This window comes from Shewanella sp. MSW (assembly GCF_007636515.1).
Classification (GTDB): Bacteria; Pseudomonadota; Gammaproteobacteria; order Enterobacterales; family Shewanellaceae; genus Shewanella; species Shewanella indica.
The window spans coordinates 1-26,374 of record NZ_LVDR01000007.1 but is presented as its reverse complement, the minus strand read 5'-3'; the positions used below and the strand labels follow the sequence as shown (position 1 = coordinate 26,374).

21 protein-coding genes, 2 tRNA genes and 1 pseudogene are annotated in these 26,374 nt (G+C 51.8%); 15 read left to right on the top strand and 9 right to left on the bottom strand.

Annotated elements, in window-relative coordinates:
* Positions 1–8: 8 nt before the first annotated feature.
* The gene (gene seqA / locus AYI96_RS09125) at positions 9–563 is read right to left on the bottom strand and encodes a replication initiation negative regulator SeqA (RefSeq protein ID WP_144361480.1); all 555 of its coding nucleotides are present in this window, start codon (positions 561–563) and stop codon (positions 9–11) included.
* A 300-nt stretch (positions 564–863) separates the two neighbouring features.
* Between seqA and AYI96_RS09120 the strand changes: the two genes are divergently transcribed.
* The 6 genes from AYI96_RS09120 (at position 864) to efp (ending at position 4,711) form a co-directional block, all read left to right on the top strand.
* Positions 864–1,640: an alpha/beta fold hydrolase gene (locus tag AYI96_RS09120; protein ID WP_144361479.1), complete on the top strand. Its 777-nt coding sequence runs from the start codon at positions 864–866 to the stop codon at positions 1,638–1,640.
* 99 nt (positions 1,641–1,739) lie between these two features.
* Positions 1,740–1,961 (top strand): DUF2788 domain-containing protein, encoded by a 222-nt coding sequence (locus AYI96_RS09115; protein WP_039033014.1) that lies wholly within the window; start codon positions 1,740–1,742, stop codon positions 1,959–1,961.
* A gap of 14 nt (positions 1,962–1,975) precedes the next feature.
* Positions 1,976–2,245: a LexA regulated protein gene (ybfE, locus tag AYI96_RS09110; protein WP_025010403.1), complete on the top strand. Its 270-nt coding sequence runs from the start codon at positions 1,976–1,978 to the stop codon at positions 2,243–2,245.
* Between the two features lie 54 nt (positions 2,246–2,299).
* Positions 2,300–2,827, top strand: a complete 528-nt coding sequence (fldA, locus tag AYI96_RS09105; protein WP_039033015.1) for a flavodoxin FldA — start codon at positions 2,300–2,302, stop codon at positions 2,825–2,827.
* A gap of 78 nt (positions 2,828–2,905) precedes the next feature.
* The gene (earP, locus tag AYI96_RS09100) at positions 2,906–4,102 is read left to right on the top strand and encodes an elongation factor P maturation arginine rhamnosyltransferase EarP (RefSeq protein ID WP_144361542.1); all 1,197 of its coding nucleotides are present in this window, start codon (positions 2,906–2,908) and stop codon (positions 4,100–4,102) included.
* A 45-nt stretch (positions 4,103–4,147) separates the two neighbouring features.
* Positions 4,148–4,711, top strand: coding sequence for an elongation factor P (gene efp / locus AYI96_RS09095; RefSeq protein WP_039033016.1), 564 nt, complete (start codon positions 4,148–4,150; stop codon positions 4,709–4,711).
* 82 nt (positions 4,712–4,793) lie between these two features.
* Here the strand turns inward: efp and AYI96_RS09090 are convergent, their stop codons facing one another.
* Complete coding sequence (locus AYI96_RS09090) at positions 4,794–5,411, bottom strand: riboflavin synthase subunit alpha (protein WP_144361478.1); 618 nt, start codon at positions 5,409–5,411, stop codon at positions 4,794–4,796.
* A 33-nt stretch (positions 5,412–5,444) separates the two neighbouring features.
* Here AYI96_RS09090 and AYI96_RS09085 point away from each other — a divergent pair, with 33 nt between their 5' ends.
* The 4 genes from AYI96_RS09085 (at position 5,445) to AYI96_RS09070 (ending at position 10,052) form a co-directional block, all read left to right on the top strand.
* Positions 5,445–6,821: an MATE family efflux transporter gene (locus tag AYI96_RS09085; RefSeq protein ID WP_039033018.1), complete on the top strand. Its 1,377-nt coding sequence runs from the start codon at positions 5,445–5,447 to the stop codon at positions 6,819–6,821.
* A gap of 138 nt (positions 6,822–6,959) precedes the next feature.
* Positions 6,960–7,036: transfer RNA gene (locus AYI96_RS09080), tRNA-Val, on the top strand.
* 11 nt (positions 7,037–7,047) lie between these two features.
* Positions 7,048–7,124 (top strand) — tRNA-Val (locus tag AYI96_RS09075).
* Positions 7,125–7,349: 225 nt separating this feature from the next.
* Positions 7,350–10,052, top strand: a complete 2,703-nt coding sequence (locus AYI96_RS09070) for a bifunctional acetate--CoA ligase family protein/GNAT family N-acetyltransferase (RefSeq protein ID WP_144361477.1) — start codon at positions 7,350–7,352, stop codon at positions 10,050–10,052.
* A gap of 73 nt (positions 10,053–10,125) precedes the next feature.
* Here AYI96_RS09070 and AYI96_RS09065 read toward each other — a convergent pair whose 3' ends face one another.
* The 3 genes from AYI96_RS09065 to dmeF form a co-directional block, all read right to left on the bottom strand.
* Entirely contained in the window at positions 10,126–11,751 is a 1,626-nt protein-coding gene (locus tag AYI96_RS09065; protein WP_039033020.1) for a phosphoethanolamine transferase, read from the bottom strand.
* A gap of 358 nt (positions 11,752–12,109) precedes the next feature.
* Positions 12,110–12,547 (bottom strand): MarR family winged helix-turn-helix transcriptional regulator, encoded by a 438-nt coding sequence (locus AYI96_RS09060; RefSeq protein WP_101096435.1) that lies wholly within the window; start codon positions 12,545–12,547, stop codon positions 12,110–12,112.
* Positions 12,548–12,560: 13 nt separating this feature from the next.
* On the bottom strand, positions 12,561–13,649 hold the full coding sequence (gene dmeF, locus AYI96_RS09055; RefSeq protein ID WP_144361476.1) for a CDF family Co(II)/Ni(II) efflux transporter DmeF: 1,089 nt from the start codon (positions 13,647–13,649) through the stop codon (positions 12,561–12,563).
* 253 nt (positions 13,650–13,902) lie between these two features.
* Between dmeF and AYI96_RS09050 the strand changes: the two genes are divergently transcribed.
* The 3 genes from AYI96_RS09050 to AYI96_RS09040 all read left to right on the top strand — a co-directional run bounded on the left by AYI96_RS09050 (position 13,903) and on the right by AYI96_RS09040 (position 17,619).
* A complete protein-coding gene (locus AYI96_RS09050; protein ID WP_144361475.1) occupies positions 13,903–15,966 on the top strand; it encodes a PhoX family protein in 2,064 nt (687 codons plus the stop codon).
* Between the two features lie 275 nt (positions 15,967–16,241).
* Positions 16,242–16,787 carry a serine protease inhibitor ecotin gene (eco, locus tag AYI96_RS09045; RefSeq protein ID WP_144361474.1) on the top strand — a complete coding sequence of 182 codons (546 nt, stop codon included), beginning with the start codon at positions 16,242–16,244 and terminating at the stop codon, positions 16,785–16,787.
* A 136-nt stretch (positions 16,788–16,923) separates the two neighbouring features.
* Positions 16,924–17,619: a tRNA/rRNA methyltransferase gene (locus AYI96_RS09040; RefSeq protein WP_144361473.1), complete on the top strand. Its 696-nt coding sequence runs from the start codon at positions 16,924–16,926 to the stop codon at positions 17,617–17,619.
* Positions 17,620–17,638: 19 nt separating this feature from the next.
* On the opposite strand, the gene AYI96_RS09035 is transcribed toward AYI96_RS09040, so the two are convergent.
* The 4 genes from AYI96_RS09035 to AYI96_RS09020 all read right to left on the bottom strand — a co-directional run bounded on the left by AYI96_RS09035 (position 17,639) and on the right by AYI96_RS09020 (position 24,405).
* Positions 17,639–19,093, bottom strand: coding sequence for an efflux transporter outer membrane subunit (locus AYI96_RS09035; protein ID WP_260852980.1), 1,455 nt, complete (start codon positions 19,091–19,093; stop codon positions 17,639–17,641).
* Positions 19,090–22,230: an efflux RND transporter permease subunit gene (locus AYI96_RS09030; protein WP_144361472.1), complete on the bottom strand. Its 3,141-nt coding sequence runs from the start codon at positions 22,228–22,230 to the stop codon at positions 19,090–19,092. Before AYI96_RS09030 ends, AYI96_RS09035 begins: the two co-directional genes overlap by 4 nt.
* Positions 22,231–23,493, bottom strand: coding sequence for an efflux RND transporter periplasmic adaptor subunit (locus tag AYI96_RS09025; protein ID WP_083399774.1), 1,263 nt, complete (start codon positions 23,491–23,493; stop codon positions 22,231–22,233).
* 117 nt (positions 23,494–23,610) lie between these two features.
* Positions 23,611–24,405, bottom strand: coding sequence for a tRNA-uridine aminocarboxypropyltransferase (locus tag AYI96_RS09020; RefSeq protein WP_100143713.1), 795 nt, complete (start codon positions 24,403–24,405; stop codon positions 23,611–23,613).
* Positions 24,406–24,975: 570 nt separating this feature from the next.
* Between AYI96_RS09020 and emrD the strand changes: the two genes are divergently transcribed.
* Positions 24,976–26,196 (top strand): multidrug efflux MFS transporter EmrD, encoded by a 1,221-nt coding sequence (emrD, locus tag AYI96_RS09015; protein WP_260852978.1) that lies wholly within the window; start codon positions 24,976–24,978, stop codon positions 26,194–26,196.
* Positions 26,197–26,210: 14 nt separating this feature from the next.
* Positions 26,211–26,374: pseudogene (locus AYI96_RS09010) on the top strand (transposase); the annotation flags it as partial.

Here is a 26,374-nt window from a genome sequence, read left to right as displayed (position 1 = left end):
AAACAGATTTACGCTTTAATCGGCAGCGCCAGATCGGCTATCACTTTGGCCTTGTCGCCGTCGCAGCCCATCTTTTCCAGTACTTCGGTCAATATGGTGTGCTTCTTGGCAGTGTTGTTATTGGTGGTTACCCAAAAGCCACTGCTGCCGACTTCTTTGGGGTTGGCCGATTTACTGGCCTTCAATAGCGCTTCCTTCGAGGTGGCAAAGTAAAGACGGTCGCGCCCTTGAACCTGCAGCACCTGCTCAAACCCTTTTGGGTCATGGTTATAGAGGCATTCGAGGGCAAACAAAAAACGGCCAACAGCCCCCTTTTGAGCTTCGATAGCCGCACTGCTGAATAGATTGTCAAAGTCCAGGGTTGACTCGGCCTCGGGTAATGTATTGGGACGATAACCCTGCTCCATGCTTGGCTGGCTGATGTCAGCCGGTGCCTTGGGTTCAACAGCCGTCGCATCCAAGCCCAGCAGTCGACGAAGAATGTCCGATGCACTTTCACCTATCCTTTCGGTTTTCCCGGCAATAAAGCGATACAGTTCCTCATCCACCTCAATATATTTCATGGCCCGATTCCTTTAGTTTCAACTTGTTCTATGTAGCCATCATGACATTGCCGTCACAGCGCCCGTGGTCGCGGCTACGAGATTTGGCTCAAAGTATGCCATAACTCGCCTGCGGGGGAAGGCTGAATCGCGCCAAAATGAGATAATTGGCTTACAAACCTAAGACTTGCACTGCAATTTGTTGAAAAAGCAATCAAAGCGATGTTTAATCCGCATCCATCCTTGTCAAATACCGGCCTTTGTCGCAGAATTTGCCCCCTGCTGAAATACCGGCAACAAACTCACTGTGAAGGGGGCTGTATGCACTTTATCTCGACCGGAAGCGGTAGTCCGGTATTGCTGATCCACGGCTTATTCGGTGATTTGGATAATCTTAAATCGCTCGGGACCCTGCTTGAGCAAAATCACCAAGTGATAAGAGTCGATTGCCCCAATCACGGCCAGAGCGAACATTGGCCGCAAATGGATTATCCAGGGCTTGCAAACGCGCTTGTGTCCCTGCTTGATAAACTGGCGATAGACAAGGTGCACCTGGTGGGCCATTCCATGGGCGGCAAGATTGCCATGGCAACGGCGCTGGCTTATCCGCAGCGGGTACAGTCTTTGACCGCCGCCGATATTGCGCCTGTGGCCTATTTGCCGAGACATGAAAAGGTGTTTGCCGGCCTAAGCAGTATGCCGCTGGATATTAAAGACAGACGTCAGGCGCTGGCACATCTTTTGAACCATGGCATCGACGAGGCGACGGCGCAGTTTCTGCTCAAGAGCTTACGCCGCACCGAATCCGGCTTTGAGTGGAAGATGAATTTACCGGGGCTGATTGACAGTTATCCGGCGATCATAGGTTGGCATAACGGCCCTGAGCGCTGCGACGGCCAACTGAGCTATCAAGCGCCCACCTTGATGATCCGCGGCAGTGAGTCAAATTATGTGACCGCCGCTTACAAAAAAGAGATTGTGACTCAGTTTCCTCAGGTCAAAGCCAAGACCCTTGAGGGGTGTGGACATTGGTTGCACGCCCAGAAACCGGCGATATTCAACCGTATAGTGTCCGACTTCATTGACAGTAACGATTAAAATCCAAGGTCAGGGCGTGGGTAAAGGCGGTAGCAGCCCCCGAACCAATATGCTATATTCGCGCCTCTTTTTGGCTAGGGAACACCGGGAGGCTGCAGCGTGTTGAACCAGTATATGCAACAGATAGAAGCCGTTGGACTGGATCTGTTTTTCGCAGCAATTTTCTTTTTTATCGGTATGGCCATCAGGGATGTACTCAATCAGGGTAACGTGCCTAAGTTTGGTCGCTTTATTGTTTGGTTGGTACTCTTCCTTGGTTGTGCAGGCTTTGTCGTCAAGGGGATAATTCAAATGACCTGGGAAGGCTCAGGTATAGGTTAAACATCAGATTTCAAATGGCAAAAGAAGCAACAGATAGAACAACCATAGACCTTTTTGCCACTGAAAAGCGCCGCGGACGGCCTAGAAGCAACCCTCTGCCCCGCGAGCAGCAGCTCAAGGTGAATAAACGTAACCAGATCATGCGGGATCGGGCGAAAGGTCTGAAACGAATAGAGTTAAAAGTGTCACAAGATTTATATGACGCCTTGAATGAGAAGGCTTTGGCCAGTAACATCAGCCGCAGCCAGTTAATAGAATTGATCCTTCAGGAGCAGCTAGGTTAGCCCCTGTCAGGAAAGATCGAAGTAGATAGCGAACTAGACATTAAAGGAAAGACAATGGCAACTGTAGGTCTTTTTTTCGGTAGCGATACAGGTAACACCGAAGCTGTAGCCAAGATGATCCAGAAGAAACTGGGCAAGAAGATGGTTGAGGTGAAAGATATCGCCAAGAGCACCAAAGAGCAGATCGCCGAATACGACCTGCTGATCTTCGGGATCCCAACCTGGTACTATGGTGAAGCTCAATGTGACTGGGATGACTTCTTCCCAGAGCTGGAGCAGATTGATTTTACCGATAAGCTGGTAGCCATTTTCGGTTGCGGCGATCAGGAAGACTATGCCGAGTACTTCCTTGATGCCATGGGCATGATCCGCGATATCGTTGAAGAGCGCGGCGCAATAGTCATTGGCCACTGGCCGACTGACAGCTATAACTTCGAAGCCTCTAAAGGGCTGGTTGACGACAAGCACTTTGTTGGTCTGGGTATAGATGAAGACCGCCAGCCTGAATTGACCGAAGAGCGTGTCGACGCCTGGGTTAAACAGATTTACGAAGAGATGTGCCTGGCCGAGCTGGAAGACTGATATTCGCTCCCCGGTATGTCTCCGGCGGCCTATATGGCCGCCTTTTTATTGGCTATTACTCAGGAAAATAAAAACAAGATGCAAGCCGACAATCTGCGTCATTGGGATATCTTCTGTACTGTGGTGGACAACTATGGCGACATAGGCGTTACCTGGCGCCTGGCGCGGCAGCTGGCCGGCGAATACGGTATTGAGGTACGCTTGTGGGTCGATGATCTCAACAGCTTCGCGCACATTTTACCTGAGCTAAACCCGGCCCTTGTCAGTCAACACTTTGGTGGTGTTGAAGTCATCCACTGGCGCGCTCCCCTCCCCCTGACCTGGCAACCGGGCGAAGTTTTGATAGAAGCCTTTGCCTGCGACTTACCCTCGGAGGTGCTTACAAGCCTGCCAGAGCTCGCCAAGGCGCCCAAATGGATAAACCTGGATTATCTCAGCGCCGAGAGCTGGATAGATGATTGCCACGGCCTCAGCTCACCGGCACTCAAAGGAGTCAAAAAGACCTTTTTCTTCCCGGGCTTTACCCCAAAGTCAGGTGGACTCATCTGCGAGCAATCCCTATTTAGCGAGCGTGATGCCTGGCAAGCAACGCCTGAGCACGCTTTGGCCCACTTTGCAAAAATGGGGCTGAGTGATATTAGCACTGATGATTACCTCATCAGCCTGTTCAGCTACGAGACCCAAGCCTTGCATGCGCTGCTTAAGCTTTGGCAACAGAGTGAGCGGCGGGTACAATTGTTAGTCCCCAAGGGACGCAGCTTAGGCTGTATCGCGCCTTTGCTTGAGCAATTTAACCAAGACTCCGGACCCAAGGTCGACTGGCAAGATCCCGCCAGTTGGCAAGCCGGTCAAAGTTTCAGCCGCGGCGCACTCAAGGTGCAAGTCCTGCCGATGACAGATCAAAACGGCTATGATCGCCTGTTGTGGAGCTGTGATTTCAACATAGTTCGCGGCGAAGATTCCTTTTTACGAGCACAGTGGGCCGGCAAACCTTTTATCTGGCACATCTATCAGCAGGAAGAGCAAGCTCATCTGCTAAAATTGGATGCTTTTATGGCACGATACTGCGATAATCTGCCTCCCCTTGCCGCCCAAACCTGGCGAACGCTGAATACCGCGTTCAACTGCGGCCAGGGAGATCAAGCCAGCCAAAGCTGGCTGGCACTGAATTCTGCCATGCCGACATTGATACAACACGCAAAAAAATGGCCGGCTGAAGCAATAAATGAAGCAGATCTGGCAAACAGGCTAGTGCTAATGGCCAAAACCGGCTAAGATTCTGCGCTGAATTGAAAAACCGTTTATATAGGAACATACGTAATGAAGACTGCTCAGGAAGTCCGCGCAGGTAACGTTATCATGGTTGACGGCAACCCTATGGTTGTACTCAAGACCGAGTTCAACAAATCCGGCCGTAACGCTGCTGTGGTAAAGATGAAGCTGAAGAACCTGCTGCAAGGTTCCGGTACTGAAACTGTATTCAAGGCTGACGACAAGCTGGAAGATATTCAGCTCGAGCGTCTGGAATGCACCTACTCTTACTTTGCTGATCCTATGTATGTCTTTATGGACTCAGACTTCAACCAGTATGACGTTGAAGCCGAAAACATGGGTGATGCCATTAACTACATAGTTGATGGAATGGAAGAGATCTGTCAGGTCACTTTCTACGAAGGCAAAGCTATCTCTGTAGAACTGCCTACTACTATCATTCGCGAAGTAGGTTACACTGAACCTGCCGCCCGTGGTGATACCTCTGGTAAGGTAATGAAGCCAGCCTCTATCGTAGGTACAGATCTGAAGCTGATGGTTGCCGACTTCGTTAAAGAAGGCGACAAGATCGAAATCGACACCCGCACCGGTGAGTTCAAGAAGCGCGTTTAATTAGAGCGCCCTCCTTTGTAAAAGCCAGCATCATTGCTGGCTTTTTTGTATTTGAGTTATTTCTCGCTTCACCTGGAGTAGCTCAATTATCCGGGTTACGCTGAGCCAGTACGCGCTCAACTGTATCGACTATGGTTTGAGTCTGACTGTCGATTTCAATATTCAGCCAGTCCCCTTCCCGATAATCCTCTAGATTGGTCAATCTGAGAGTCTCAGGAATAAGATGCAGCATAAAGCGGTTACCTTTGACCTTGCCGATTGTGAGACTACAACCATTGATACCGATAAAACCTTTGTAGAAGATGTATTTCAACCAGGCTTCAGCCACTTCCAATTGCATATTGTAATGGCTGTCACTGACGTCCAGTTGCACCAACTGCGCTTGGGTATGTACATGGCCGGAGAGAATATGGCCCCCCAGCTCGGCGCCAAATTTGAGTGACCTCTCTATATTAACCTTGTCACCCACCTTAAGGCCGACAAGATTAGTCACTGCCAGAGTCTCTTCCATTACGTCGAAAAACGCCCTATCATCAGCAAGCTGGGTTACCGTCAGACAAACGCCGTTATTGGCGACACTCGCTCCTATTTCCAATCCCTCACGCAAGGCAGGAGGCAGAGCGACTTCGAGGGTATTTAACCCCGGCTTTTTCTCGATCGCCAGGATTTCACACTTGGCTTGAACAATACCTGTAAACATTTTCTCACTCGCTTAGTTGTTAGGGCTGCTTTCATGAATCACACCGGCTTTCAGGCCAAACGCTTAGTTCAACTGGCTTTGCCTGTGCTTATTGCACAGCTTACCCAGACAATGATGGGGTTTATTGATACCCTGATGGCCGGCAGAGTCAGTGCTGTCGACATGGCAGCCGTCGCTGTCGGAACCAGTCTCTGGCTACCGGCCATTCTGTTCGTTCAAGGCCTGTTACTGGCATTTACTCCCATGTTCGCCCATCATCATGGTGCAAATAACCAAAAGGCGATTCAGCCACTTGCCTTTCAGGCTGCCTATATTGCCATAACAGGTGCCTTGGGTGTGATGCTGTTTCTGGCATCTGCGCCACATATTTTAGATTGGATGGAACTGGAGCCCGAACTCAAGCGCCTGACCATAGGTTATCTTGACGGCATTCTCTGGGGCGCGCCGGCCTTTGTGCTCTATCAAGTACTCAGGGGCTGCAGCGAAGGGATTTCCTATACCCTGCCGACCATGGTCATCGGCTTTGTCGGTCTGGCGGTGAATATCCCCGCCAACTATATCTTTATCAATGGTCACTTCGGCATGCCCGCCATGGGCGGCGCCGGCTGTGGTGTCGCTACCGCTTTGGTATTTTGGGCTATGTTGTTTGCCATGGCCATCTATATGCAGTGGCATAAACGCTTTGCCGAACTGGCGCCTTTCAAGGCATTTCATAAGCCTCATTTACACACCATTGTTGAGATGACCAAGCTGGGCATGCCTATTGCCATGGCGCTATTCTTTGAGGTCAGCCTCTTTGCGGTGATAGCCCTCTTATTGGCGCCTCTCGGTGCCACTGTCGTGGCCGGGCACCAAATTGCACTGAACTTCTCCTCGATTGTGTTTATGTTGCCACTCTCCATTGGGATTGCCGTTTCAATTCGGGTCGGTTATTACCTTGGGCGTGGTCAGAGCGAGGTATCGGCACTGGTGACCAAGGTGGGATTATCCATTGCCTTCTCTCTGGCCATGCTCACTGCGGTGGCAACTGTGGTATTCAGGTATGAGATAGCCCTGCTCTATAACGACAACCCCGAAGTGGTTACTCTGGCAGGCAGCCTGATGCTGATGGCTGCCCTGTATCAACTATCCGATTCAATTCAGGTGGTTGCCGCCGGAGCCCTGCGCGGCTACAAGGATACCCGCAGCGCCTTTTTCATCACCTTGTTTGCCTATTGGGCAGTAGGTATGACCCTGGGTTATGTATTGGCGTATACCGATTTTCTGGTGCCCGCTATGGGGGCACACGGATTTTGGATTGGGCTTATCGCCGGTTTAACCGTAGCGGCTATACTCTTTGCCATTCGCTTGAGATATATACAGAAAAGCGGCAAGCAGTTTGACGTCATCTCAGATGAGGCGACGAATTAAACCAAATACGATCAAAGCCTCGGCAAGTTGTGCAGCAATTCGCCACTCGACAAAAAAATCTGTTTTTTTACTTGCAACTAGCGGCTGCTCGCCCTTAATATAGCGCTCGTTCGAGGGCGACAGCCTGAAAAACACAGTACACCCGTAGCTCAGCTGGTTAGAGCACTACCTTGACATGGTAGGGGTCGGTGGTTCGAGTCCACTCGGGTGTACCAAAATTTGCAATACACCCGTAGCTCAGCTGGTTAGAGCACTACCTTGACATGGTAGGGGTCGGTGGTTCGAGTCCACTCGGGTGTACCAAATCAACCTGCTTAAAGCAGGTTTTTTTATGCCTGAAATTCCCCTTTCCCGCATTCAAATTTGCGTTTCCTCTTGCTCTTGTCTTTTCATTCACGAAAAAAGAGTAAGCACCTCTACTGAATGGTATTTTTTGTAAATCAAGCCCTACTTTTTGCATATTGCTTACTTGCTCAGGCCATGGAATCATGGGGTATAGACCAAAGTCCTTTGTCGACAGGGAAATCCATGAGCCAACGTACTCTGCACACGCTGTTCAAACCCGGTTCCATCGCCGTCATAGGTGCATCCAATCGCGACAAACGAGCAGGCAATGTAGTAATGAAAAACCTGCTTTCGGGCGGCTTTGCCGGGCCGATTATGCCGGTCACTCCCAAATACCATGCAGTGATGGGCGTGCTGGCCTACCCCAATATCGAATCTTTACCGATCAAACCTGATCTGGCCATCATCTGTACCCGTGCCTCCAGCGTGCCGGCAATAGTGGAAACTCTGGCCCAATTTGGCTGCAAAGTGGCTATCATCATGGCTTCAGGCATGGCAGATGAATTAAACGACCAAGGCGAAAACCTGCTTGAACTAACCCAAGGTAACGCCAGACGTTACGGCATGCGGCTCCTCGGTCCCAACAGTTTGGGAATGATGTTGCCACCTTTGGGCCTCAATGCCAGTTTGGCCCATGCAGTCGCGCTGCCCGGCAAGATAGCTTTTGTATCCCAATCAGCAGCCATCTGCACTACAGTGCTCGACTGGGCCAACAACAAAGGGATCGGTTTCTCTTCCTTTATTTCGCTTGGCGATGCCACCGACATAGACTTCGATGAATTGCTGGATTTTCTTGGTCGCGATTCCCGTACCAGCGCCATCATGCTCTATATAGATTCGGTCAATGAGAAGCGTCACTTCCTGTCAGCAGCCAGAGCCGCAGCCCGCCATAAACCTATACTGGTGATCAAATCAGGTCGCAGCGCCGAGGGCGGTAACGCTGCCAAACTGCACACCGGAGGTATAGCTGGTAATGACGCCGTCTACGAGGCCGCCTTTCGCCGTGCCGGTATGCTGCGGGTCACCGACTTGGTTGAATTGTTTGCCGCACTCGAGAGCCTAGCTCACCTCAACCCACTCAATGGTGAGCGTCTGTGTATTCTTTCCAACGGTGGCGGCCCGGCCGTGCTGGCGGTGGATGAACTGGTACTCAAAGGTGGCAAGTTGGCACAATTGTCCGAAGCCACCCTGGAGAAACTCTCTCAGTTATTGCCCTCTACCTGGTCCGGGCAAAACCCGGTGGACATTATAGGCGATGCCGGCGCCGAGCGTTACAGCCAGGCACTGTCGGTATTAATGGACAGCGATGAGCTGGACGCCATCTTGGTACTGCACTCCCCTTCGGCCCTTGGCGAAAGCGTCACCATAGCCGATGCCTTGATTGAAACTGTCAAACAGCACCCGAAACGTAATCGGGTAAGCATCTTAACCAACTGGAGCGGGGAAGATGCCGCTTACCGGGCTCGAAAGCACTTTTCCAAGGCGGGGATCCCAACTTACCGTACACCCGAGGGCGCCGTGCGCGCCTTTATGCATATGGTTGAGTATCGCCGCAACCAAAAACTGCTGCAGGAAGTACCACAATCGATACCGGATTCAATTCCCACGGATAGCGCTACCGCCAGAAGTTTGCTGCAGCAAGCCATTGCCAAAGGCAAACGAGTACTGGAAACTCATGATGCCCGCAACATACTCAACGCCTATGGCTTGGATACTATAGATACTTGGTATGCCAAAGATGCCGCCGAGGCTGTCGCTATTGCCGATAAGGCAGGCTACCCTGTGGCATTAAAAGTGCAATCACCGGATATTTTGCATAAATCAGACGTTCACGGGGTGATGCTGAATCTGACATCGGCAAATGAGGTCAATCAGGCCGCAGCAGCCATTGTCGAGCGGGTCCACACAGCTAACCCAGCCGCTTCGGTCGAGGGCATGATAGTGCAAAAAATGGCGCTTACCGCCGGCGCACAAGAGCTCAGAGTTGCGGTAATAAGCGATCCTGTATTTGGCCCAGCCATCATGCTCGGTGAAGGTGGCTCCGAATGGGAACCCACCCGGGATGCTGCAGTCGCTTTGCCGCCACTGAATATGGCACTGGCACGTTATATGGTGATCCAGGCACTCAAGACCCAAAAGATCCGCGATCGCCACTTGCCCCAAGGCTTGGATATGCGCGCCCTATGCCAGATGTTGACTCAAATCTCGCAGCTCATTATCGATTGCCCCGAAATCGAAAGTTTGGATCTCAATCCTGTATTGGCGGCGGGCGATAAAATTACCCTCTTGGATGTCAATCTGCGTCTGAATCCGGAAGTCACGGATAATGCCGGCCGACTGGCCATTTTACCCTACCCCAAAGAGCTGGAAGAAAAAGCCAAACTGCGTAATGGCCTTGAGGTGATGTTGCGGCCGATACTACCGGAAGATGAACCCAAACATCTGGACTTTGACAACTCGCTTACGGATGAAGACAGATACAAGCGCTATTTTGGAGTACGCTCGCGTATGACTCACGAAGAGATGGCGGTATTGACCCAGATAGATTACGCCCGTGAAATGGCGTTTATCGCCACCATAAGAGATGAAAATGGTGAAGAGGAAACCTTGGGCGCAGTGCGAGCCTCTATCGATCCGGACAACACTGAGGCGGAATTTGCCATGGCAGTTCGCAGTTCTCATCAGGGTATTGGCATAGGCAAGTTGCTGCTGGAGAAGCTAATCAACTACTACCGCACCACGGGCACTCAGGTGTTAACCGGCTTCACCATGTTTGAAAACCGCAATATGGCCAGCCTCGCCAAGAGTCTTGGCTTTACTGTCACCTTTGATATGGAAGAACACCTGATCAAGATGCATATGGAGCTGCCGGGCAAGGAGCCATAGACTCCCCTTATTTAACACCTAAAAACCAATAACCCGGCCAACGCCGGGTTATTGATCATTTGAGCAGACAGTCTCAGCGACGACACAGGGCGATTAAATCCAATTCAGGCAGGTACACCTTGCTGCTGACATCGAATAGCCCTAACAGTGTATCGAACAGGTTGTCGTGGGAAACACGCTTCACCGCAGCTTCCCTTGCCAGGCAGTCATCATTCAGCCCAAGTTGTTGCTTGAACTGATTGGAAAACCAAGCCATCCAAGGCACCCGTGTTTGTTCACTCGGCGCTATGGCATAGGGAGAGCCGTGTAGATACATGCCCTTCTCCCCCAAGGATTCACCGTGATCAGACAGATACATCATGGCGGTATCATAGTCGCCACTGCGGCCCTTTAGCTGCTCGACCACCTGAGAGACGATATAGTCGGTATACAGAATCGTGTTGTCATAGGTATTGGTGAGCTGCTCGCGGCTGCAGTTTTGAATGTCACTGCGCTGGCAATCCGGGGTAAAACGGCGATATTGTTCCGGATAGCGCAGATAATAGGTAGGTCCGTGACTGCCGATGATATGCAACACTATCAAGCGATCCTGACCATTGTTCGGCTGCAACAAGGCTTGTTTGAGTTCATCAAGCAGTACCTGATCCTGACAAAACTGACCGTCGCATAGCTTAGGGTCGGCATTCAGCGCTATCAGCTTGTTTTCCACCCTGTCACACACGCCTTTACAGCCACTGTCGTTATCAAACCACTGCACTTTCACACCGGCGTAGTTGAGCACATCCACAACGGTATCCTGAGCCTTGGCAGCTCGGGAGTGATAATCTTCCCGGCTCATTCGGGAAAACATACAGGGCAAAGACACCGCCGTGGCCGTGCCACAGGAGCTGACATCGCCGAAGATCAGCGGTGAAATCGCCTTGGTGTAGACATTGGTTGTCCTGTCATAACCATAGTATTGATAATTTTGCGCCCTGGCGGTTTCACCGACCACCAGTACCATCAGTCTGGGTTTGGTTGCACCGGCTGATTTTACCTGCTTGGCATCTGTACCCAATTTTTGATATTCGAGCGGCTTTTCCAGGTAGTGCTGATTGATGTATTTGACCGCCGAACCGACAAAATAAGTCGGCACTATGTAACGTTTAATTTCATCATGATTGCGGCCAAAAGCCAGATAGTTCTGCATATAGAAAAAGCCAATCACCACTATGATGAGCACATTCGCTACTATGTATAGCGCCTTGTACGCCAGTTCCTTGCCTATGGGCTTATAGTCAACCTGAATACGATACAAAAGCAGCGCAGGCAGAGCCCCGGTCAACAGCAGGTTTAATATTGATGCCCAGTTCACATAAGTCATGGCTTCTGCGCTGTTGGTTTGAAAAGTGTTTTCAATCATGCCGGTATCGAATACTACGCCATATTTGAACGCGGCAAAAAATACCCCAGATGAACACAGCAGCAACACAATAAAGAAAGGTTTGAGAATATATTTAAAACTGAACAGGGAAAACAGTATCCCCAAAGCTGAGATCAAGAAGATGGGAATGGTCGCCACAAACAAAGGGTCCACATGCGCTTGGTTCTCGAGTCCCTGTTTGACTATAGTAAAAAAAGGCACATTGAACACGGCCACAAAAAACAGTGCCAGTAAAAAGGTCAGGCGATTGACGGAGATGGGATTCAACACACTCATTCCTAAATGACGGTTAAAATTGATGCAAGGCTCAGAAATTTTAACTATTGGTTAACTAAATATTAATATAACAATTTTATCTTAAGGTTCCCTTATCGGTTCCTACATCGCTCATGGGGCCGAATTAAGCTTTCAGACTCTGTGCCAATGGGAAAGTTCGCGATGCACCATACGCTAAAACTGCGGTATAAAAGGTTAAAAGAGTCGCTTGATAACTCAAGAGCCGCTTTGCATGCAAATGTCCCGCAATTGTAAGTTGTGCAAGCTTGATGAGTGTTCGGCGATTATTAATATTCTAGAAAAAGAAAGCGCCCAGAGAAGGCGCTTTGTGGTTTTATATCAGGGTAAACAGTCGCAATTAAAATTCGCTGTTGAGCCGCTTGAAGAACCCAAGCAGTTGCTCCAGCTCGGCGTCACTGAATTTCGCTGTCATCTCACGGGTTAATTGCAGATGCAAGGCATCATGCTCCTTAAACATCAGCTCGCCTTTTTCGGTTAAAGATACCTGAATGGCGCGTCTGTCATTTTCCAGTGATTGACGCTCGGCCAGGCCCGCCTTGACCAAACGTTCAACCTGCACGGTCAAGGTGCCTGTGGTAATACCGAGCTTTTCCGCCAGTTCCTTCATCTTCATAGGGCCGTGAGCGCCCAGGATCTCCACAGTGTGGATCTGCGCCAATGAAGCGCCTTGATCTCTGACTACGCTCTGCTCCCAAGAGGATAGACGCTCATAAAACTCTATGATGGCGTGGTTGATTGACTGTTGCAGCGAATCCTGCCGCTGTTGCTGTTTCATCTATTTTTGCACCTTAATGATGATGGTGATGATGTCCTGTCTCTGTGTGGCTCGCTTGCTCACGCTCATTGGCTCTCGGCGTTGCCGCCTTCTTGCAGTCGGCACACTGATTAACTTCAATGGTCAGGTGATCTATGCGGTTAAAGTCCGCCAGCAACTCATGATAATAGTCGGTACTGTGGGGAGCATGGCTCACCAAAGAGATCATGGCTGCGTGATGATCGGCACTGACCGGCCACACATGGATATCGGTTACCTTGTGATCTTTTTCGGCTTCTATCCGTTCCACCAGCTTGCGACTGAACTCGGCTTCAACACCTGCATCGAGCAACACGGGACTGGTCTGACTGATAAGTCCCCAAGCCCAGCGACTGATGATAACAGCTCCGACAATTCCCATCACGGGATCGAGCCAATTCAAACCAAAATATTTACCGGCCAACAGCGCGCCAATTGCCAATAAGGAAGTCAAGGCATCAGCCAATACATGGAAATAGGCCGCACGCAAATTATGATCTTTGTGTCCGTGGGAATCCCCACTGTCATGGTTGTGGTTGTGGTTGTGGTTATGGTTGTGGTTATGGGCGTGATTATGTCCATGGTTGTGCCCATGACTGTGGCTGTGGCCATGATCGTGACCGTGGTGATCCTTGAGCAAAAACACACTGACGATGTTGACAGTTAAACCTATGATGGCCACCAAAATCGCCTGGTCAAAATGAATATCTTCCGGATACAGGAGTCTGGAGCCGGATTCTATCAGCATTAACAATGCCACTAACCCCAGAGCTATAGCACTGGTAAAACCGCCGAGCACACTGACTTTACCAGTACCGAAGGCAAACCTGGGGTTGTTGGCGTGTTTCCTGGCGTAAGAGTAAGCAAACAGCGTCAGCATAAATGCCGCAGCATGAGTTCCCATATGCCAGCCATCAGCCAGTAGCGCCATAGAACCATATATGGTACCGGCAACAATCTCGGCCACCATGGTGACCACAGTCAGCAAGAGCACCCATTTGGTACTCTTCTCTCCCTGCTCATTATGGTGGGTAAAATTATGCTTATGCTGCCAGCGCGTGGTGGTGTGAAACTCTGAACTCATAGTAAGCCACTCTTATATTTTGATATTCAAACTATTTGACGAGCAAAGCATCCCCCTTTCCTTTCACAATTTCAAGTCTTGAGATTGAAAAAGTCACAAACAACACCAGAGAATTAACAATTTAATTCTCAAAATGGGGGCTATGTCTTATTTGTGTCACTTTAGCGTTATCTGGCTGTCATATGGCGTCATTAGTCTTTGCGTCGCATTTGCAATTCCTATAATGAGATAGAAGATCACGGAGTGAAATCTTATGAGCAAGGCGACTTTCGATCCGACGCAGTTTAATAAAAGTCAGAACGAACCTTTTGCCCAGGTGTTGGATAAGCACCTTTCCCGGCGCAATTTTGTAAAAAGTGGCTTGGGCGTCAGTGCCTTGACTGCATTTGGCGGCTTCGGCCTCGCCGGTTGCGGTTCAGATAACAATAACACCTCTGGCACACCGGATCCTGTGCCCCCTACTCAGGTTCCACCCAGTCAATCCAGCGTGACACTGGGATTTGAGTCAGTTGCCGGTTCTCGCCTTGATGCTGTGGTTATTCCACAAGGTTACCAGGCTCAGGTTCTGGCTCCCTGGGGGACTCCGCTGAATAGTAAAGCCGCCGAATGGCAGGCTGATGGCAGTAATACCGCCCAGGATCAGGCCAACTCCGTAGGTCAAAACCACGACGGTATGCATTTCTTCCCACTCAATGAAGCCGGAACCGATGGCCTCTTGTGTATCAACCATGAATATATTGAGCCAGATGCCCTGCACCCCAACGGTCCAACTGTGGATGCCAATACCGGTTTGAGAACCTTGGTCGATGAAGTCCGCAAAGAGATCAATGCTCACGGCATGACAGTGGTGCGTATCAAACTTGACGGCAGCAACTGGGAAGTGGTCAAAGATGACAAGCATAATCGCCGCTTCACCGGTGCTTCCACCATGGATCTCAGCGGCCCGGTAGCCTATACCGACAAAGTCGTTACCGCCTTCTCCCCCGATGGCAGCCAGACCCGAGGCACTTTGAACAACTGTGGTAACGGTTATACCCCTTGGGGCACTTACCTCACCTGTGAGGAAAACTGGCCCGGCTACTTCGTCAACAAGGGAGAAATGACCTCAGCACAACGCCGTATCGGTGTCAGCAAAAAATCTACCCGTTATGGCTGGGCCGATCTGGCCGGTCATGCCGAAGAGCGCCTGGATGAATTTGCCCGTTTCGATGTCACTCCCAAGGCCAGTGATGCCATATACGACTATCGCAATGAAGACAACGGCTATGGATATATCGTCGAAGTCGACCCTTACAACCCTAATTCCCGCGCAGTTAAACGAACCGCGCTGGGGCGTTTCCGTCATGAAGGCTGCGCTTTTGGCAAGCTGGCCGAAGGTAAACCACTGGTATTCTACTCAGGCCATGACTCGCGCTTTGAATATATGTACAAGTTTGTTTCAGCGGCGCTCTGGGACCCCAAGGATGCCGACAGCAGCAACCGCCTGGCAACAGGTGCCAAGTACATGGATGAAGGTACCCTGTATGTGGCCAAGTTTACCGAAGGTGGCGTAGGTGAATGGTTGCCGCTGACCCTGGATGCCATGACAAAGGACGGCAAGACCCTGGCCGATACATTTGCCAGCCAGGCCGATATCATCATCAACACCGCCGGTGCCGCCGATTTGGTTGGCGCGACGCCAATGGACAGACCCGAGTGGTGTGTAGTGGATCCTTTCACCGGCAGTGTCTATCTGACCCTGACCAACAACTCCAAGCGGACTGAAGCCAATGCCGCCAACCCAAGGCTGAAAAACAACTTTGGCCATATCATCCGTTGGGATGAAGGCGCCAGTGATACCGAGTTTAGCTGGGATATCTTCCTGTTCGGTTCTCCGGCCGACGGTGACGACGCCACCAACCTCTCCGGCCTGACTGAGCTTAACCAACTGGCCAGCCCGGACGGCCTGGCGTTCGATGCCCGCGGTATTCTGTGGATCCAGACAGATAATGGCGCCAAAGAGGTGACTGAGCACACCAACGACCAGATGCTGGCAATAGTGCCATCCAAGATGGTCGATGGCGACGGCAAGCCTTTGACTGTTACCGCCGATAATCAAACCGAGCTGAAGCGCTTCTTCGTCGGCCCCAACGGTTGCGAAGTCACAGGCTTTGCCATCTCGCCGGACTACACTTCGGTATTTGCCAATATCCAGCACCCGGGGAATTGGCCGGTCTCTGCCAATGCCGCCGAGGAAACACCCATAGGCACCAGCATTCGCCCAAGGGCAGCGACCGTGGTGCTGCGCAAAGTCGATGGTGGTGAAGTCGGCATTTAAATAATCCGCAGCGTTCAAACGAACCGCCCTAAACTGACAACGCCCGCCAGGCTGAGCCTGGCGGGCGTTTTAACTCTCAATTACCTGAACCTAAAACAGATACATAACGGGTACTATTTTGATTTGTATGGCAATACAAAATTATTTATGATTTTTTTGAAAATAAATAACCCTTTCTCAGCAGCTGGCCGTTTAACACTACAGAAGCGCAATCATACACAGCGCCAATCCAATAATTGATTTTCGCCCATAGCGGGCCCATAAGGAGAAAACCTATGCTTAAGTCCGGCAAACTGAAACTGGCACTTATCGCTTCCGCTTTGTTATCTGCCCAGGTTTTGGCAGTCAGCCCGCCGCATCCACAGGGGTACAACCAGAACATGATTACCGCAAACCAATTTGATGCCGACAACTATGAGCCACAGGATAGCAGCAAGATGTTCCCCGCCCCCAAAGAAGGCATGGTGCAACACATACTGACTCTGCCCCAATTGGAAAACGAAGATGACTACATGGTTGAAATTCAGGTGGGCCAAACCCAGATGGTTGACTGCAACAAGCACGGCCTGATGGGCGAGCTGAAGCAGATGGATCTCAAAGGTTGGGGTTACACCTATTGGGAGCTGGATGAAATTGGCCCGGGGCGCTCGACCATGATGGCCTGTTTCGATAAGGCCAAGCATCAGGAGTTTGTTCGCATTCCGGGTGAATACAAACTGAGATATAACAGCAAGTTGCCTATGGTTATCTATCTGCCTGAAAATGCCGAGCTGCGCTACCGGGTGTGGCGCGCCGACACTGTGTTCAACTATTCCAAGTAACGCGGCGACTTACCCTCTCTGACTGAACCAATAAAGCTGCAATAGACCTTTTCCCGGCCGGTTGCAGCTTTTTTGCTTTATTCTCGATTGCAGAACCTTATAATCGCTGCAGTTTTCCTTTAGAGCCTTTTTTCGGATGAAACTCAGCTTTGTACTCGTCTCCCCTGCTCGCGCCGCCAATGTTGGCGCCGCAGCCCGCGCCATCAAGACCCAAGGGTTCAGTGAACTCATCGTGGTGAATTCCCAAGCTCATCTGGAAGAGGAAGCGGCCTGGGTCGCCTGCGGCGCCGAGGACATACTAACCAACATCCGTGAAGTGGCCAGCCTGGAGGAGCTCAGAGAAGAGTTTGAGCTTATGGTGGCCACCACAGCAAGAGAACGTGGCAGCCCAAGACACTATTTAAGCCCGGCAGAACTCGGCGAGCAACTGAGTATCCAGCAGGAACAGGTGCAACACGCCGCCATCGTCTTTGGCTGTGAGGCCAGTGGCCTGAGTAACGCCGACTTGGCGATTTGTGACTTACTCAGCTACGTACCACTGGCCACCGAATACCCTTCCCTCAATCTGGCGCAAGCCGTGATGGTCTACTCCTACGCTCTGGGTCAGGCTTTGACCTGTGCCGATGGCCGCCTGGGGCTGAAAGATGCTCAATCGCCGTTGCCGCAACTCAGTGCCCTCAAACAAAAGGCCGCCACTTTGCTGGAGAGGGTCGGTGCCGCCGATGATGCCAAGTTAAGCCTGTGGTTGAATGAAAGCCTCTCTCGCTTAAGTGACAGAGACGCCAAAATGACCCACCAACTGCTGGGCGATATCCTCAAGAAACTCAATTGAACCTACTGTGTTCCCTGGATTAACTCTTCGCCGGTGCGCCGCCACGCAGGGCGCGGTAGAGGGCTATCATAGCCAGCAACTTATCGCGTTTTGACTCGCTCAACGACAGCTCGGCGCTGAAACGTTGGCGCTGGGCATCCATCAAGTCAAGCGAAGTTGCGACGCCGTTCTGGTATCTGAGCCGCGCCAGGCGCACGTATTCAGAGGCTGCATCAAGCAAGCGTTGTTGCTCTATCAGAGCCTGCTGCGTTCTCTGATAATCATTCATCGCATTGCGCACTTCCATATAGGCGTTCAATACCGTGCTGCGATAAGCAAGCATGGCCTGCAGCTGCGCCTCGTTGGCTATCTCATATTCGGCACTTATCTTGCCGGCATTGAAAATCGGCGCCGTGATCCCACCGAGCAGCGACCAGGTGAGTCCCTTGGAACTGAAAAGGTTATCCAGGCTATCGGATCCGCGGCCATATTCGGCGGTAATGGTAAACCCGGGGAAAAAGGCACTCTTGGCGACCCCGACCTCCGCCGTGGCCGCTACCAGGGCCAACTCGCTGGCGCGAACATCCGGGCGGCGCGACAGTAACTGTGAAGGCACCCCAACCGCCAGAGACTCGGGAAACTCGCTACTCACCAGTTTGGGAAGCTCTGGCAAGGGGTGATCGTAAGCTCCAAGTAAGATAAGCAACTGATTGCGCTTGGCCTTGCTGTCATATTCGAGCTGAGGCAAGGTCACCATGGCGGTTTGATATTCCACTTCAGCCTGGTGTACATCAAGACCCGAGATCATCCCGTTGGCCCGCCTGAGTTTAGCCAGTTTCAGTTCCTTGGCGCGGATCTCGGCCGTTTCCCGAGAGATCTTAAGTCTTTGCTCTATATCGGTCAGCTGATAAAAGGCAGTCGCGATATCACTGATAAGGCTGATTTTGGATGCCTCAAGCAGCTCTGCCTGCGACAGCGTATTGGCCAGTGCCGCCTCACTGGCCCGGCGGTTGGCGCCCCAAACATCCAGCTCCCATGAAGCGACCCCCTTGAGATTAACATCTGTCTCGGCACTGGGATCTTTATTGGTAATGGCGCTGCTTAGTGCCCGTTCGGCTTCAAACTCAAGCCCAAGCTCGGGCCACAGAGCCGCATCAACCACCCGCCCTTCGGCTCTGGCGGCTCGCAGTCTGCTTTGCATCATCGCCAGGTCGATATTGTTATTCAGCGCCTGACGAATAAGTACCTGCAACTCGGGATTGAGGAAAAACGTCTGCCACTCATCCTTAACGGCTTCATCGGACTCGACTTGCGGCAGCGCCTTATCAAACTGCGCCGGCATATTGAGCTCAGGGCGCTGATAATCCGGTCCCAGAGTGCAGCCCCAAAGGCCCAAGGAAAGTGTCAGGGCGAGCAGTACCGGTCTAGTGCGTTTACTAAGGACCGGTAGCTTAATCGGTTTCACCGGGCTCATGGTTAATACCCCTGTCTTCATACGCCTTCCTCCGTGGTCGACTTTTGGCTTGCCGAGTCACCCTTAACCTTGGTGCGAACCCAAGCGGCTGTGGTCACAAAGAACAGCGGCACCAGTACAATCCCTATGCTGGTAGCAAGCACCATGCCGCCAAGGATGGGAATAGATACAGAATGACGACTGACAGAGCCGGGTCCGGCGGACAAAACCAGCGGCAAGACACCGAGAATAAAGGCCATGGAGGTCATCAAAATCGGCCTGAAGCGCATTGCGGCGGCTTCCATTGCCGCCTCCAGCCGTGAACGGCCCTCTCGGTGCAGTTGGTTGGCGAACTCGACAATCAAAATCGAGTTTTTGGCCGCCATCCCGATAAGGGCAATGAAGGCAACCTGGAAGAAGAGATTACTCTGCATACCACTGAGCAGTGTTGCCAAAGAGGCTCCCAGCATGGCAATGGGCGCAATAAGCAGCACGGCGACAGGAATGGTCCAACTCTCGTACAACGCCGCCAAAAACAGGAACACGAACACCAAGGCCAGCGTAATGGCGATACTGGTCTGGTTGGCCGAGCGCACTTCCTGGAAGGTGAGCCCTGTCCATTCATACTTGAACTCGGGCGGTAACATGGGCTTAGCCACCCTATCGATGGCTTTTATCACATCACCGGTCGCATACCCGGGCGCCGGAGTGACATTGATGGACGCACTGGAGAACAGATTGTAATGGGTCACAGCCGCGGGCCCCACAGTATATTCATAGTCGGCCAAGACCCCTATCGGCACCATGGCACCATTGGATGACCGGACATAATAATCTTTGATCTGCTGGGGAAACTGACGATAACTGTCTTCGGCCTGTACTCTGACGCGGTATACCCGACCAAACAGATTGAAATCATTGACCGTGGCCGAATCGGTAAAGGTCTTGATGGTACTGTAGAGATCGGCCACATCTACCCCGATAGCCATCGCCTTGGCTTCATTGACCGAGAGGTACAGCTGTGGAATGGATCCCTGCAGCGACATGGCCGCTGCCGCAACCTCAGGTTGCTGCTTGAGCTGCTCCACCAATTCGTTGCTGGTTTCCATCAATCCTTTGAAGTTGGTTCCCGAAGTATCCTGCAGCACCATCTCCACCCCGGAGCCGTTACCCAGACCGGGCACGGCCGATGGCAGATAGAGGTTGAACTCAGCCTGCAATACCTGGCTGAGCTGATATTTAAGCTCTTTCATTACCTTCTGCACTGTGGCCTGATTTTGTTCCCGTTCGGCCCAGGGTTTGAGGATCACTTCAAACTGGCCGTTGGCTTGATTCGACCCAGAGCGGCGGTTTTCCCCGGCCAGGGTAAAAGACCAGGCGACGGCCGGATGGGCCAGCACATGGCGCTCGGCAATCTTGAGCACCTCTTGGGTGCGGTTGACCGTCGCCCCGGCAGGCAGCGTCATATCGATGAAGAAACGGCCCTGATCCTCATCCGGCATAAAGCTCGATGGCAAATGGCTCATGATGTACCAAACCGCCACCACCATGGCGCCAAACACCAGGTAACTGCGCCGCGCATGCTTGTTGGCTAAGCCTACCAGGGACACATATTTGTCGGTCAATTTGGAGAGACGGTTATTGAGCCAGAAGAAGAAACCGCTGTTGGCCGCATCGCCCGGCCGCAACAGCAAGGCGCAAAGTGCCGGGCTCAAGGTCAATGCCACCACAGTGGAGATCAGCACCGCCACAGCAATGGCGACAGCAAATTCACGGTACATAATGCCGGTGATCCCGGCAAGAAAAGACACAGGTACAAACACGGCGCACAGCACCAAACTGGTTGCTATCAAGGCACCGGATAACTCTTTCATGGCGCTGCGGGTGGCCGCCATCGGGCTCATGCCCTTTTCATTGATAAGTCGCTCGACGTTTTCCACCACCACAATCGCATCATCGACCACAATGCCAATGGCCAAAACCAGTGCCAGCAGGCTGACGGTATTAATGGTAAAACCGAAAGCCAGCATGGCGGCCAATGTCCCAATCAGGGAGACAGGTACCGCAATTGCCGGGATCAGGGTCGCCCGCCAATTCTGCAAGAACAGGTATACCACCAGCACCACCAACACCAGGGCTTCGATCAGGGTTTGCACCACCTCATCGATGGATTCTTCAATAAACACAGAAGCATCGTAAAACACCTGCCATTCCATACCGCTGGGAAACTTGGTCGCCAGCTCCGCCATGGTTTCCTTGACCTTACGGGTCACCTCAAGGGCGTTGGCACCGGGCAACAGATACACCTGCAAGATAGTGGCATTCTGGCCATTGAGTTGGGATTGCAAGGTATAAGCCGAGGAGCCGAGTTCCACCCTGGCAATATCACGCAGGCGAATGATGGATCCGTCCGGATTGGCGCGAACTATGATCTCTTCAAATTCCCTGACACTGGACAGCCGCCCACTGGCGGTTATCGGCAAGGTCTGGCTCAAGGCATCACTATTGGGTTGGGTACCCACAGTACCGGCCGGGGTTTCCTTGTTTTGTGCCTTGATGGCGTCAGTAACATCTGTCGTGGTCAGGCTATGACCCGCCATGGCATCCGGGCGCAGCCACACCCGCATGGCATAACTGCGGGAGCCGGTATTCCGGGTACGACCAACGCCGGGGATCCGTCTCAGTGCCGATTCGATATTAATGGAGGCGTAATTGGAGAGGTAAATTTCATCGAAACGAGGATCTTTGGAGGTCAATGCCAGCTTGAGCAGCTCCACCGAGGAATCCTTGGAGACAGAAACACCTTCGGTTTGCACATTGATTGGCAAATTACCCAGAGCCTGCTGAGTCGCGTTCTGCACATCCACTGCCGCCAGATCCGGGCTTGTGCCTACATCAAAAGTGATGGTGACATTGGTGCCGCCAGAATTGGTGCTCTTGGAGCTCATATAGATCATATTGGGCACACCATTGACCTCCTGCTCCAGCGGTGTTGCCACTGACTCTGCGGCGGTTGTGGAGGCGGCTCCCGGATAGGAAGCCGAGATACTCACCTGCGGCGGCGTGATATAGGGATATTGATCCACCGGCAGCTGGAACATGGCTATCAAGCCCAAGAGCACAATAACAATACTGATAACGGCCGAGAACACGGGTCGGCCAATAAAGAACTGAGCCATCTAGTTACGCTCCTGTTCTTTTGATTGCTGCTCCAGTGCCTCCTGCTTTTCCTGCTCGTCGAGACGCTTCTGATACTCTTTGGCATCAAGCGGCTCGGCCAGTTGGCCATGACGCACACGGTGCATGCCTTCGACTATCACACGTTCACCGGCGTTGAGACCACTCTTGACCACCACGCCCTCAGGCCCCTGATGCTCAATCACGATAAAGCGCCGCTCAACTTTATTGTCCGGCATCACCACCATCACATAAACGCCGCCCTGATCCACTTGGGTCGAACGCTGCGGTATCACTATGGCATTGTCTATCTCACTGAGTTTGATCCTGACATTGGTGTATTGACCCGGCAGCAACTCTTTGTCCGGATTGGGCAAAACCGCTCTCACCTCAAAAGTACCTGTACTGGGGTTAACCTGAGGATCGGTGAAACTGACGTTACCCAGATAGCGATATTCACTGTTGTCCGGCAGGGTGATACGTACAAATCCCTCTACCGCCTTGCCTTCAGTCTCGGCTTCCTGTTGCTGGTTGTAACTGGTCATGCGACGTCTGGCATTGAGGTAATCCAGCGCCGACATATTGAAATTGACATAAATGGGGTTCACCTGCTTCACCCGTGTCAGCAAGGATTGCCCCTGGCTACCGACCAAGGCGCCGATATCCACCTCGGAGCGACTGACTAAACCTGCGATCGGCGCCTTTATCTCGGTGTAACTAAGCTCCAGCAGCGCTTCTTCCAACTCGGCGTGGCCGGCGGCCAGAGCCGACTTGGCCTGAGCCAACGCCGACAGCGCATTGTCATAATCCAACTGACTGGCGGCATCCTGTTCATAGAGAGGTTTCAGACGCTTCACATCCCGCTGCGCCTTTTCCAGTATCGCCTGCTGTGACTCAACATTGGCCTTGAGTCGGTTAACCACTGCGTTATACGGCTTGTTATCTATCTTGTATAAGATATCGCCGGCATTGACAGCGCTGCCCTCGGTAAAGAGTCGCTCCTCGACAAAGCCATCGACTCGGGCCCTGACCTCCACATCCAACGAAGCTTTGGTGATACCGACATAATTACCGTAAACAGGCACAGTCGCCTGCTCAACCTCTTCCACCACCACCAGTTTGGGGGTGATGGTCACGGGTTCAGGTTCACAACCGAGCAATAAAAAACCACTGACAATGAGCAGTGGCAATAGTGGAGCAATCGAGTGATTGAAATAACCCTTACGGGCAAACACGGGTTTTAGTGCAGTAACAACTAAGGACATGGCAGCTTCCAACATTCAATGGGCGGTCCTGATGGCTCAACAACCCGGCGTTTGGCGCCAGATTGTTTTATTTCCCAGTGTAAGTGCTTGAAGCTACTTGTCAATTATCATCCCTGGTTAGGGACGATAAGTTATCTGTTCGGAATACAAATCGGCGACCTGGCGGGTAAACTGCTGTTTGAGTATTTGAATTTGTTCTGGCTTATTTTTTACCAAGCGACTGCGGGTTGCCAAACTGCTGCTGATAAAGAGCTTAAACCAGGTATCCAAGGCTTCGGCGCAGCCTTGTTCCCCTAAAGATTGCAGAGTTAATATCGCCACTTCGGCGGTGCCCATCTGAAAGTCGCGGCTGCCCTTTCTAAGCTGATAGCGAGCCAAGGTTTCAGCGCTGAATGACAGCATAGGTAATTGATGCAGATAACTACTCTTGCGAAACATCTTCACCGCCTCACGCCAACTGCCATCGAGCACAATAAACAGCGGCAGCTTGGCTTGCTCGGGCTCTCCCTGATTAGCGAGCACCTCACTCAAAGCCTCAGTCACCACCTCTTGCCCAGGTAAGGCATATTCCCCAGGAAACACCAGGTAGGGTTGATAATCCGGGTTTTCCAGCAAGGCCAAGAGTTGAGGGTCCGGCTGAGTTCGCGACCAGAGAAAGGCATGGGTATCCGGAATGAGGTCGGCTATCAAACGCCCACTGTTGCTGGGTTTCAATACCTCGGCATCATACATAACCAGCGCAAACGCCGCTTTGGAAGGCAACAGTCGCCTGTGCTCACAGGTACAAAAGCTCTGCTCCAACAGACAACGACCGCAGCGAACAAGATTCTTGCCCCTTGATGCATAAGGTTTGGTCGACAGCGACTGACGGTGTTCATAGAGGCGGTGAACCGCGTGAGGTTGAATTGACATGAATATCCCGAATGACAATGACTTAATAGCTAGTTTGTGCCACTGGATTAGGAGTGGTGTTGAGGCAGTGACAGCCGAACCTAATGGCCGGCGCAGTTTACTTTACTGCCGCATCCTGGTTGCAGCAAGCGCTTTAAGCTCACTCTTTCCCGGGGGGAATGCTGGCGGCTTGCCGATAACACGAGTAACAGGCTTGGGATCCAAAAATTAATTTATCAAAGCAGACTGTAAACATCTTATTCCAAATCAATATTCAACTGCTGACTTCAAAACCAATAAAAGCGAAGGTGCGCGGGTTACAGAGATGACTTACTGTTGGCTTTGCCCAAGAATCAAGCTAACAACTGTAAACTAATAATTACACGCTATTGTGCCGGATGAAAAGTTATCAACATCCCTAGTTTTTTCTTGTTTAACAGCGACTTCTGTCATTGAAATTGCAAAATAGCCGAGTATGATAGCGCCCGTCTCGGGGAGACCCCGAGCAGGAAGATGCGCCTCCCTATCCGGCACTCGTCTTTGCGTATCTTCCCAAACGATCTTTTAGTTCTGTATCAAGGTTGTGGAGTATTGACTGTGGTACCTGATGAGAATGTTTCCGGCGTATCCTTGAGCCCCCTGTTAATCATGCTGGTGATGATGGTCGCCTGCGGCCAGATAGCCCAAACCATTTTTGTGCCCGCTCTGCCTATGATGGGTGAGCAATTCAGTGTCAGCGCCGGTCAGTTACAGGCGATTATGGGCACTTATCTGTTGGCCTATGGCCTGCTGCAATTTGTTTATGGCCCGGTATCGGACAGATTCGGCCGTAAGCCGCTGCTGCTTATCGGTCTCAGTCTGTTCGTTGTAGGCGCTATCATTGCCGCCTGCGCCGAGAGCTTTAACACCTTGTTGCTTGCCAGTGCCATTCAAGGCTGCGGCACCGCCAGTGCCGGCGCCCTTTGCCGTTCTATTCCAAGAGATTTCTTCTTCGGTGAAAAACTGGTGCGCTTCAACAGTTACGTGTCCATGGCCGTGGTGTTCTCACCGCTGCTGGCTCCTTTTATTGGCGGGGTGTTGAGTATGCATTATGGCTGGCATGCCGTGTATTGGTTCCTGGCTTTTTTCGGGATCTTTGTGGTAATCACCCTGGCGCTGAAATTCAAGGAATCCCTGCCCAAAGAAAAACGCCAGCCGCAATCTGTGCTCAAGTCTTATGCCTTGGTGCTCAAACACAGAGCCTTTCGCGGTTATCTGCTGTCTTTGGTGGCTACCTTCGCCGGGATTGCCGCCTTTGAGGCTATTGCCGGTATTCTCTATGGTCAGGTGTTGGCCATGAGTCCCATGATGGTCAGCTGCTATTTCGTGGCCCCTATTCCGGGTTATCTTTTGGGCGCCTGGTATGCCGGCAGACAGGCATCACTGCATAAACTGTTTCACCACGGCGTAGCTCTGCTGGGCGCCGGGGCGCTATTTTTACTACTGCCCGGCCTGTCAACTTTGGTGATAGGCTGGTGCCTACTGATTGGCTCTGTGCTCTTCTTTACCGGGGCAGGCATACTGTTTCCGGCACTGACATCGGCAGCGCTTGAACCCTTCCCGCGCCAAGCCGGAGTTGCCGGTGCCCTGCTCGGTGGCCTGCAGAACTTTGCCGCCGGTCTTGCGGCCATGTTAATGTCGCTGGTGCCCATGATGGGACAACTCAGCATAGGGCTTTTGACTTCTTCTATGGTGCTGCTGGTGGTGTTGGCACTCAACTATGCCAGAACCCATCCAGATATTGATGTGCATACGGCTGGAGATCCACTCTAAACTTTGCCACAACAAGTGCGCAAACAAGCCTTGAAACTGTAGCAGATAATGAAGTACTTCCAGCGTTACTGGCTCCCCTAAGACGCAAGCTTAGACAAGTCTCCGCTGACGGGGCTTACGATACCAAAGCTTGTCATAAATTATTGCGACGAAAGCAGGCGAAGCCAACGATTCCACC

What these genes read in the sequence shown, in the direction of transcription:
- dmeF (WP_144361476.1), bottom strand. Translation starts at nt 13,649, where the DNA reads ATGAGTTCAGAGTTTCACACCACCACGCGCTGGCAGCATAAGCATAAT.
- ybfE (WP_025010403.1), top strand. Translation starts at nt 1,976, where the DNA reads ATGGCAAAAGAAGCAACAGATAGAACAACCATAGACCTTTTTGCCACT.
- fldA (WP_039033015.1), top strand. Translation starts at nt 2,300, where the DNA reads ATGGCAACTGTAGGTCTTTTTTTCGGTAGCGATACAGGTAACACCGAA.
- AYI96_RS09040 (WP_144361473.1), top strand. Translation starts at nt 16,924, where the DNA reads ATGAAACTCAGCTTTGTACTCGTCTCCCCTGCTCGCGCCGCCAATGTT.
- AYI96_RS09020 (WP_100143713.1), bottom strand. Translation starts at nt 24,405, where the DNA reads ATGTCAATTCAACCTCACGCGGTTCACCGCCTCTATGAACACCGTCAG.
- seqA (WP_144361480.1), bottom strand. Translation starts at nt 563, where the DNA reads ATGAAATATATTGAGGTGGATGAGGAACTGTATCGCTTTATTGCCGGG.
- AYI96_RS09060 (WP_101096435.1), bottom strand. Translation starts at nt 12,547, where the DNA reads ATGAAACAGCAACAGCGGCAGGATTCGCTGCAACAGTCAATCAACCAC.
- AYI96_RS09035 (WP_260852980.1), bottom strand. Translation starts at nt 19,093, where the DNA reads ATGAAGACAGGGGTATTAACCATGAGCCCGGTGAAACCGATTAAGCTA.
- AYI96_RS09085 (WP_039033018.1), top strand. Translation starts at nt 5,445, where the DNA reads ATGAATCACACCGGCTTTCAGGCCAAACGCTTAGTTCAACTGGCTTTG.
- AYI96_RS09050 (WP_144361475.1), top strand. Translation starts at nt 13,903, where the DNA reads ATGAGCAAGGCGACTTTCGATCCGACGCAGTTTAATAAAAGTCAGAAC.
- AYI96_RS09025 (WP_083399774.1), bottom strand. Translation starts at nt 23,493, where the DNA reads ATGTCCTTAGTTGTTACTGCACTAAAACCCGTGTTTGCCCGTAAGGGT.
- earP (WP_144361542.1), top strand. Translation starts at nt 2,906, where the DNA reads ATGCAAGCCGACAATCTGCGTCATTGGGATATCTTCTGTACTGTGGTG.
- efp (WP_039033016.1), top strand. Translation starts at nt 4,148, where the DNA reads ATGAAGACTGCTCAGGAAGTCCGCGCAGGTAACGTTATCATGGTTGAC.
- AYI96_RS09030 (WP_144361472.1), bottom strand. Translation starts at nt 22,230, where the DNA reads ATGGCTCAGTTCTTTATTGGCCGACCCGTGTTCTCGGCCGTTATCAGT.
- AYI96_RS09065 (WP_039033020.1), bottom strand. Translation starts at nt 11,751, where the DNA reads ATGAGTGTGTTGAATCCCATCTCCGTCAATCGCCTGACCTTTTTACTG.
- AYI96_RS09120 (WP_144361479.1), top strand. Translation starts at nt 864, where the DNA reads ATGCACTTTATCTCGACCGGAAGCGGTAGTCCGGTATTGCTGATCCAC.
- eco (WP_144361474.1), top strand. Translation starts at nt 16,242, where the DNA reads ATGCTTAAGTCCGGCAAACTGAAACTGGCACTTATCGCTTCCGCTTTG.
- AYI96_RS09090 (WP_144361478.1), bottom strand. Translation starts at nt 5,411, where the DNA reads ATGTTTACAGGTATTGTTCAAGCCAAGTGTGAAATCCTGGCGATCGAG.
- AYI96_RS09070 (WP_144361477.1), top strand. Translation starts at nt 7,350, where the DNA reads ATGAGCCAACGTACTCTGCACACGCTGTTCAAACCCGGTTCCATCGCC.